Below are 7,939 nucleotides of genomic sequence, written 5' to 3' on the forward strand. Positions count from 1 at the left end.
GTGTAAGTCCGGTTCGGAGGGGAGTTCTCGGAAACCTGCCATAGTGATATGGTAAGGCGCCGGGTTCTTACCCTACTTGTCACATCCGTTGCGCCGCTTCCGATGGCTGCCATGATGGGCAAGGAATGGGGCGGGATGGGACAGAACTACCTCCGCTCCCTGCTGGCGCTGGGCTTTCAGGCGTTTCTCATCATCGTCTGCGTGGCAATTTATGCTGTGCTGGTGCAGAACATCGCTCTGGAAGATGACATCATCATGGCAATCTGGAGCTGCGTGGGCTACACCGTACTGCTGTGCTTTACGCTGTTCAAAACCGGCAGTCTCGCAAAATCAGTCTTTCAGGCACACTAAAACGGAAGGAGGTTTCCACATTGGCTTATGTACCCGTACCCAAGGACTTAACAAAAGTCAAAACAAAGGTCATGTTCAATCTGACCAAGCGGCAGCTTATCTGCTTCACGGGCGGAGCGCTTATTGGCGTACCGCTTTTCTTTTTGCTCAGAAAACCTACCGGAAACAGTGTAGCGGCTATGTGTATGATGCTGGTTATGCTGCCCTTCTTTATGCTGGCTATGTACGAAAAGCATGGACAGCCCCTGGAAAAGATCGTGGGCAACATTCTCAAAGTGGCTGTGATCCGTCCCAAGCAGCGTCCCTACCAGACCAATAACTTTTATGCCGTATTAAAGCGGCAGGAAATGCTCGATAAGGAGGTGTATGACATTGTTCACCGCAATGAAAAGCTGGCTGCGCCGTCTGCTGGGAAAACCGGAAGAAAAGACCGTGCAGCCGGTAAAGACAAAGAAAAAGCTGTCCCGCGCCGATAAGAAGCAGATCGAAGCGGCCATTGCCCGCGCCAACCGCACGGACAAAAAAGGAAAATCGGCACAGGACAGTATCCCCTATGAACGGATGTGGCCGGACGGGATCTGCCGTGTATCGGACAGCCACTACACAAAGACCATTCAGTTTCAGGACATCAACTATCAGCTCTCCCAAAATGAAGATAAGACCGCGATCTTTGAGGGCTGGTGTGATTTCCTCAATTATTTCGACAGCTCGATTCACTTCCAGCTGTCTTTTTTGAACCTTGCGGCATCAGAGGAGACCTTTGCAAACTCCATTTCCATCCCACCCCAGGGGGATGCCTTTGACAGTATCCGTGAGGAATACACCACGATGCTGCAAAATCAGCTGGCCAGAGGCAACAACGGTCTCATCAAGACCAAATACCTGACCTTTGGTATCGACGCTGACAGCATCAAAGCCGCCAAGCCCCGTCTGGAGCGTATTGAGACCGATATACTCAATAACTTCAAGCGTCTTGGCGTAGCCGCCAGAACACTGGACGGTAAGGAAAGGCTTTCCCAGCTTCATGCGGTATTCCACATGGATGAACAGCTCCCGTTTCAGTTTGAATGGGACTGGCTGGCTCCTTCCGGCCTATCTACCAAGGACTTCATCGCACCAAGTTCCTTTGAGTTCCGCACCGGCAAGCAGTTCCGTATGGGCAAGAAATACGGGGCTGTTTCTTTTTTGCAGATCCTTGCACCGGAGCTGAATGACCGTCTGCTGGCTGATTTTCTGGATATGGAAAGCTCGCTCATTGTGAGTATGCACATTCAGTCGGTGGATCAGGTGAAAGCCATTAAGACGGTAAAGCGTAAGATTACCGACCTGGACCGCAGTAAGATCGAGGAACAGAAAAAAGCAGTCCGTGCCGGATACGACATGGACATCATTCCCTCTGACCTTGCTACCTACGGCAGTGAAGCGAAAAAGCTGTTGCAGGATTTGCAGAGCCGAAACGAGCGAATGTTCCTGGTCTCCTTTTTGGTGCTGAACACGGCGGACAATCCCCGTCAGCTTGGCAACAACATCTTCCAGGCAGGCTCTATTGCCCAGAAGTATAACTGCCAGCTTACCAGACTGGACTTCCAGCAGGAAGAAGGGCTGATGAGCTGTCTGCCTCTGGGACTCAATCAGATCGAGATCCAGCGAGGGCTGACCACCAGTTCTACGGCTATCTTTGTACCGTTCACCACACAGGAATTATTCCAGAACGGCAAAGAAGCTCTGTACTACGGCATCAACGCCCTGTCCAACAACCTCATCATGGTGGACAGAAAGCTGCTGAAAAACCCCAATGGCTTGATTTTGGGTACGCCGGGTTCCGGTAAGTCTTTCAGCGCAAAACGAGAAATTGCCAACTGCTTTTTGCTTACCAATGATGATGTCATCATCTGTGACCCGGAAGCGGAGTACGCACCTCTTGTTGAGCGTCTGCATGGGCAGGTCATCAAGATCTCGCCTACTTCAACCAACTACATCAACCCGATGGACCTGAATTTGGACTACTCGGATGATGAAAGCCCGCTGTCCCTCAAGTCTGATTTTATCCTCAGCTTGTGTGAGCTGATCGTGGGCGGTAAGGACGGATTGCAGCCGGTGCAGAAAACCATCATCGACCGTTGTGTGCGTTTGGTCTATCAGACCTATCTCAATGACCCGCGCCCGGAGAATATGCCCATACTGGAGGACCTATATAACCTGCTCCGTTCACAGGAAGAAAAGGAAGCCCAGTATATCGCCACGGCCCTTGAAATCTATGTAACCGGCTCCCTCAATGTGTTCAACCACCAGAGCAATGTGGACATCAATAACCGCATTGTCTGCTATGACATCAAGGAACTGGGCAAGCAGCTGAAAAAGATCGGTATGCTTGTGGTACAGGATCAGGTGTGGAACCGCGTTACCATCAACCGTGCCGCTCACAAGTCCACTCGCTATTACATCGACGAGATGCACCTGCTTTTGAAGGAGGAGCAGACCGCCGCCTATACGGTGGAAATCTGGAAGCGATTCAGAAAATGGGGTGGCATCCCCACCGGTATCACGCAGAATGTCAAAGACCTGCTTTCCAGCCGTGAGGTGGAGAACATCTTTGAAAACTCGGACTTTGTGTATATGCTCAACCAGGCAGGCGGAGACCGTCAGATCCTTGCTAAGCAGCTGGGCATTTCCACGCATCAGCTTAGCTATGTGACCCACTCCGGTGAGGGCGAGGGCCTGCTGTTCTATGGCTCCACCATCCTGCCCTTCGTTGACCATTTCCCGAAGAATACTGAGCTTTACCGCATTATGACCACCAAACCCCAGGAACTGAAAAAGGAGGATGAATAACTATGAAACAGAATATTTGCGAACTTGATACCATGATTTTTTTTCGCGAGGCATTGGAGGCTCACGAATTCATGTTGCTTCCGGTAATGGCCTCCGCTGTTGTTGAGTGTCGTACCGCTGACAAAGAACTCAAAACCTTGAATGAGGATGGCGAAATTGGTCTTGCCCGTCTCTTTTCGATTTGGGCGAATATGATGTGTGCCCCTGGTGCAGCAACCATTGTAGGGTGCAGACCTATCACAATGCTCTCTGGGATTCTGGCGCAAGTCCATGCGTATCTCACCGTGCATCCGCTATATGATCCGGAAGGTTTGGCCCTCTATGTGGAGCTGCACCACATGATGGATGCTATCCTAATGGGTGATTGGTTTGAATAAAGAGCCGCGCCTGCGCTTTACCGATGAGGAACGGTCTGACCCAGTGCTGGAAAAGCCAATCCGCAAGGCGGAGAAAGCTGCGGCCAGAGCAGATAAGGCGCAGGAGAATATCCCGAAGAAAAAGGTCAGGCAGATGGTCATTGACCCGGATACCGGAAAAAAGACCTCGAAGCTGACCTTCGAGGACAAGAAAAAACCACCCTCCAAACTTTCTCAAGGGGTTAAAGAAGCTCCCGTCCATCTGGTCGCGGGCAAGTTCCATAAAGAGATCCGTGAAAATGAGCAGGACAATGTGGGCGTGGAAAGCGCCCACAAGTCCGAGGAGGCGGTGGAGACCGGCGCTTATCTGGTGCGGGAGGGCTATCGCAGCCACAAGTTGAAGCCCTACCGCAAGGCAGCCCAGGCCGAGCAGAAGCTGGAGAAGGCCAATGTGAATGCCCTGTATCAGAAGTCCCTACGGGAAAATCCTCAGTTTACCAGCAACCCTCTCTCCCGCTGGCAGCAAAAACAGAGTATCAAAAAGCAGTATGCCGCCGCCAAGTGCGCCGGTCAGACTGCCGGAAATACCGCCCAGGCTGCGTCCAAAACAGGAAAGGCCGCAAGGACGGTAAAAGAAAAGGCACAACAGGCAGGGTCATTCGTCATGCACCACAAGAAAGGTTTTCTGGTTGCCGGTGTGCTGTTCCTCCTCATCTGTATGCTGATGAATACCATGTCCTCCTGCTCTATGATGGCACAGAGTATTGGTTCTGTAATTTCCGGCACCACCTATCCATCGGATGACCCGGAAATGCTGGCGGTGGAGGCAGATTATGCAGCCAGAGAAGCCCAGTTGCAGGAGAAAATCGACAACATCGAAAGCAGCCACTCAGGATATGACGAGTATCGGTATAACCTGGATATGATTGGTCATGACCCCCATGAGCTTGCGGCATTTCTCTCTGCTGTCTTGCAGGGCTATACACGCCACAGCGCACAGGCAGAGCTGGATCGTGTGTTTGATACACAGTATCAGCTTACGCTGAGAGAAGAAATTCAGATTCGCACTTACACTGACGAAGATGGGGATGAGCATGAATATGAATATCGTATTCTCCATGTAACTTTAACAAGCCGTTCCATTGCCTCTCTTGCGCCAGAACTACTGACTCCGGAGCAGATGGAGATGTACCAGGTCTACCGACAGACTATGGGCAATAAGCCACTGTTGTTTGGTGGCGGTTCTCCCGATACAGGTGTTTCTGAAGATTTGACTGGTGTTGAATTTATCAACGGCACCCGCCCCGGAAATTCGCAACTGGTGGAACTGGCGAAAAGTCAGGTGGGCAATGTGGGAGGACAACCTTATTGGAGCTGGTACGGCTTCAACTCTCGCGTGGAATGGTGTGCCTGCTTTGTATCATGGTGCTATGGTCAATCCGGTCGAACGGAACCACGCTTTGCTGGTTGCCAGTCTCAGGGTGTTCCGTGGTTCCAGTCTCATGGACAGTGGGGCGCACGAGGATATGAAAACATCGCTCCCGGTGATGCCATTTTCTTCGATTGGGATCTGGATGGTTCCGCAGACCATGTGGGAATTGTTGTCGGAACCGATGGCAGCCGTGTTTATACCGTGGAGGGAAATTCCGGCGATGCCTGCAAGATCAAAAGTTATGACCTGAATTATCAGAGTATCAAGGGCTACGGCCTGATGAACTGGTAACAGAGATTTTTTAGAAGGAGTGATAGACGATGGCAAAGAACAAAATTGAACGCATTGACCAGGAGATTACAAAGGTCCGCGAGAAGATCGCAGAGTATCAGGAAAAGCTCAAGGCGCTGGAGGTACAGAAAACCGAGGCAGAAAATCTGGAGATCGTCCAGATGGTGCGCGCACTGCGTATGACCCCGGCTCAGCTGAGCGCCATGCTGTCCGGAGGCACAGTTCCCGGCAGTTTTGCTGATGACAACAACGAACAGGAGGAAAACAGCTATGAGGAATAAAGGATTGCTCCGAACACTTTCCGCCCTTTGCCTGACGCTGGTTCTGGCATCGGGCTTTACCGTTCCCGCTTTTGCCCAGGGCGCAGCGCTGCCCCCGGCAGAGGATACCACCAATGACAGCAATGTGGTGGTGGAAGAAACGGAAAAAGCACCTCCGCTGACCCCGGATGGCAACGCCGCTCTGGTGGATGATTTTGGTGGCAACAAGCAGCTCATTACCATTACCACCAAGGCAGGCAACTATTTTTATATCCTGATCGACAGGGCCAACGAGGATAAAAAGACTGCTGTTCACTTTCTGAACCAGGTGGATGAAGCGGACCTGATGGCACTGATGGAAGATGGAAATGCCAAAGAGGAGCCGCCAGCTGTGTGCAGCTGCACGAAGAAATGTGAAGCAGGGGCAGTTAATACGGCCTGCCCGGTCTGTGTAACTGATAAGAGTAAATGTACGGGAAAAGCACCGGAACCTCCGGCAGAAATACCGGAGCCGGAAAAAGAGAAACCTGCCGGACTGAACCCGGCTGCCTTGATCCTTCTGCTGGCTCTGCTGGGCGGCGGTGGCGTATTTGCCTACTTGAAGCTCGTTAAGAATAAGCCTAAGACCAAGGGCAATGACAGTCTGGACGATTATGATTATGGCGAGGAAGATTCCGAAGAATGGGAAACCGAGGATGAAGAATTCCTTGATACTGATGTTGAAGATATTGAGGCTGACGAAACTGAGGAAACTGAAAAGTAACAATCATGTGCAAACAGAAGGACGGAAAAAGTTTCCGTCCTTCTTCTCTATTTGATGTACTTCTACTACTCTCTCACCACTGGTATCAGAGTTAAAGAACTTCATTATAGATATATTTTGCTGTAAAACACCCCAATGATTTAATGAGAGGAGGAACCATCATGGCTCAGTATAAATTGGTAATTGCCGAAAAACCATCGGTTGCTCAAAGTCTGGCTGCGGTGATCGGCGCAACTGCCCATAAGGACGGGTATCTGGAGGGTAACGGCTGGCGTGTTAGCTGGTGCGTGGGCCATCTGGCCGGTCTCGCGGACGCAGACAGCTATGACCCCAAGTACGCCAAGTGGCGATATGATGACCTGCCTATCCTACCGGAGCATTGGCAGATGGTAGTGGGAAAGGATAAGAAAACGCAGTTTGATATTCTCAAAAAGCTGATGAATGCCCCGGAGGTGACGGAGGTGGTAAACGCTTGCGATGCCGGACGCGAGGGCGAGCTGATTTTCCGCAGCGTCTATGAGCTGGCAGGCTGTCAAAAGCCGATGAAAAGGCTCTGGATTTCTTCGATGGAGGACTCCGCCATAAGGGAGGGCTTTGCAAACCTGCGCCCCGGTGCGGACTATGACGGACTTCGGGATGCTGCCCTCTGCCGTGCCAAGGCCGACTGGCTGGTGGGGATCAATGCCACAAGGCTTTTTTCCGTGCTGTATCACCGCACACTCAACATCGGGCGCGTTATGTCTCCAACGCTGGCACTCATTGTCCAGCGAGAAGCTGAGATCGACACCTTTAAGCCGGTTCCCTTTTATACCGTGGCGCTGGAGCTGCCCGGTCTTACCGTATCCGGGGAGCGCATGGCGGATAAGGCCGCTGCCGAGCAGCTGAAAGAAGCCTGTCAGGGCGCCAATGTCACAATCAAAAAGGTGGAGTGCAAGGAAAAGTCCGAAAAGCCGCCTGCCCTCTATGACCTGACTACTCTGCAAAGGGATGCCAACCGCCTGCTTGGATTTACAGCCCAGCAGACACTGGACTATCTGCAAAGCCTGTATGAAAAGAAGCTCTGCACCTATCCCCGTACTGACAGCCGCTATCTGACCGGTGATATGGCAGACAGCCTGCCGGTGCTGGTCAATCTGGTTGCCAACGCTATGCCGTTTCGCAAAGGGATCGCCATTACCTGTGATCCGCAGACGGTCATCAACGATAAGAAAGTAACTGACCACCACGCAGTAATCCCTACCCGGAATCTCAAGGATGCAGACCTTTCTGCCCTTCCTGCGGGAGAAAAGGCAGTGCTGGAGCTGGTGGCCCTGCGTCTGCTGTGCGCCGTAGCCCAGCCCCATATCTATTCGGAAACCGTTGTGATTGCAGCGTGTGCCGGTGGGGAGTTTACCGCAAAAGGAAAAACGGTGAAGCACCCCGGATGGAAAGCACTGGAGGACGCTTACCGTGCCAAAAGGAAGGATACAGAGCCGAAAAAAGAGGGCGCAGAGAAAGCCCTGCCGGAGCTGACTGAAGGACAGACCCTTGCGGTTGCTGCTGCAATCGTCAAAGAAGGCAAAAACAGTCCACCCCAGCACTTTACAGAGGATACCCTATTGTCCGCGATGGAGACTGCCGGAAAAGAGGATATGCCGGAGGATGCCGAACGAAA

7 protein-coding genes and 1 pseudogene are annotated in these 7,939 nt (G+C 51.9%); all 8 read left to right on the forward strand.

Going from position 1 to position 7,939, the window contains the following annotated elements; translation table 11 throughout:
- Positions 1-72: 72 nt before the first annotated feature.
- Positions 73-351 (forward strand): annotated as a pseudogene (locus tag GPK90_RS11765) (VirB6/TrbL-like conjugal transfer protein, CD1112 family); the annotation flags it as partial.
- A gap of 20 nt (positions 352-371) precedes the next feature.
- The gene (locus GPK90_RS11770) at positions 372-827 is read left to right on the forward strand and encodes a PrgI family protein (RefSeq protein ID WP_118020466.1); all 456 of its coding nucleotides are present in this window, start codon (positions 372-374) and stop codon (positions 825-827) included.
- Positions 784-3,183 (forward strand): VirB4-like conjugal transfer ATPase, CD1110 family, encoded by a 2,400-nt coding sequence (locus GPK90_RS11775; RefSeq protein ID WP_118043076.1) that lies wholly within the window; start codon positions 784-786, stop codon positions 3,181-3,183. Before GPK90_RS11770 ends, GPK90_RS11775 begins: the two co-directional genes overlap by 44 nt.
- Positions 3,184-3,185: 2 nt before the next feature.
- Entirely contained in the window at positions 3,186-3,560 is a 375-nt protein-coding gene (locus tag GPK90_RS11780) for a DUF3851 family protein (protein ID WP_118020644.1), read from the forward strand.
- Positions 3,553-5,262 (forward strand): C40 family peptidase, encoded by a 1,710-nt coding sequence (locus GPK90_RS11785; protein WP_118043075.1) that lies wholly within the window; start codon positions 3,553-3,555, stop codon positions 5,260-5,262. The genes GPK90_RS11780 and GPK90_RS11785 overlap by 8 nt, the downstream gene beginning before the upstream one ends.
- Before the next feature lie 29 nt (positions 5,263-5,291).
- Entirely contained in the window at positions 5,292-5,543 is a 252-nt protein-coding gene (locus tag GPK90_RS11790) for a DUF4315 family protein (RefSeq protein WP_118043074.1), read from the forward strand.
- Complete coding sequence (locus GPK90_RS11795) at positions 5,533-6,285, forward strand: DUF4366 domain-containing protein (RefSeq protein WP_118043073.1); 753 nt, start codon at positions 5,533-5,535, stop codon at positions 6,283-6,285. Before GPK90_RS11790 ends, GPK90_RS11795 begins: the two co-directional genes overlap by 11 nt.
- Before the next feature lie 161 nt (positions 6,286-6,446).
- Positions 6,447-7,939, forward strand: a 1,493-nt coding sequence (locus GPK90_RS11800; protein WP_215703078.1) for a DNA topoisomerase, incomplete at its 3' end; no start/stop codon positions are given.

This window comes from Clostridium sp. MCC344, from assembly GCF_018785365.1.
Classification (GTDB): Bacteria; Bacillota; Clostridia; order Lachnospirales; family Lachnospiraceae; genus Pilosibacter.

What these genes read in the sequence shown, in the direction of transcription:
- GPK90_RS11780 (WP_118020644.1), top strand. Translation starts at nt 3,186, where the DNA reads ATGAAACAGAATATTTGCGAACTTGATACCATGATTTTTTTTCGCGAG.
- GPK90_RS11790 (WP_118043074.1), top strand. Translation starts at nt 5,292, where the DNA reads ATGGCAAAGAACAAAATTGAACGCATTGACCAGGAGATTACAAAGGTC.
- GPK90_RS11795 (WP_118043073.1), top strand. Translation starts at nt 5,533, where the DNA reads ATGAGGAATAAAGGATTGCTCCGAACACTTTCCGCCCTTTGCCTGACG.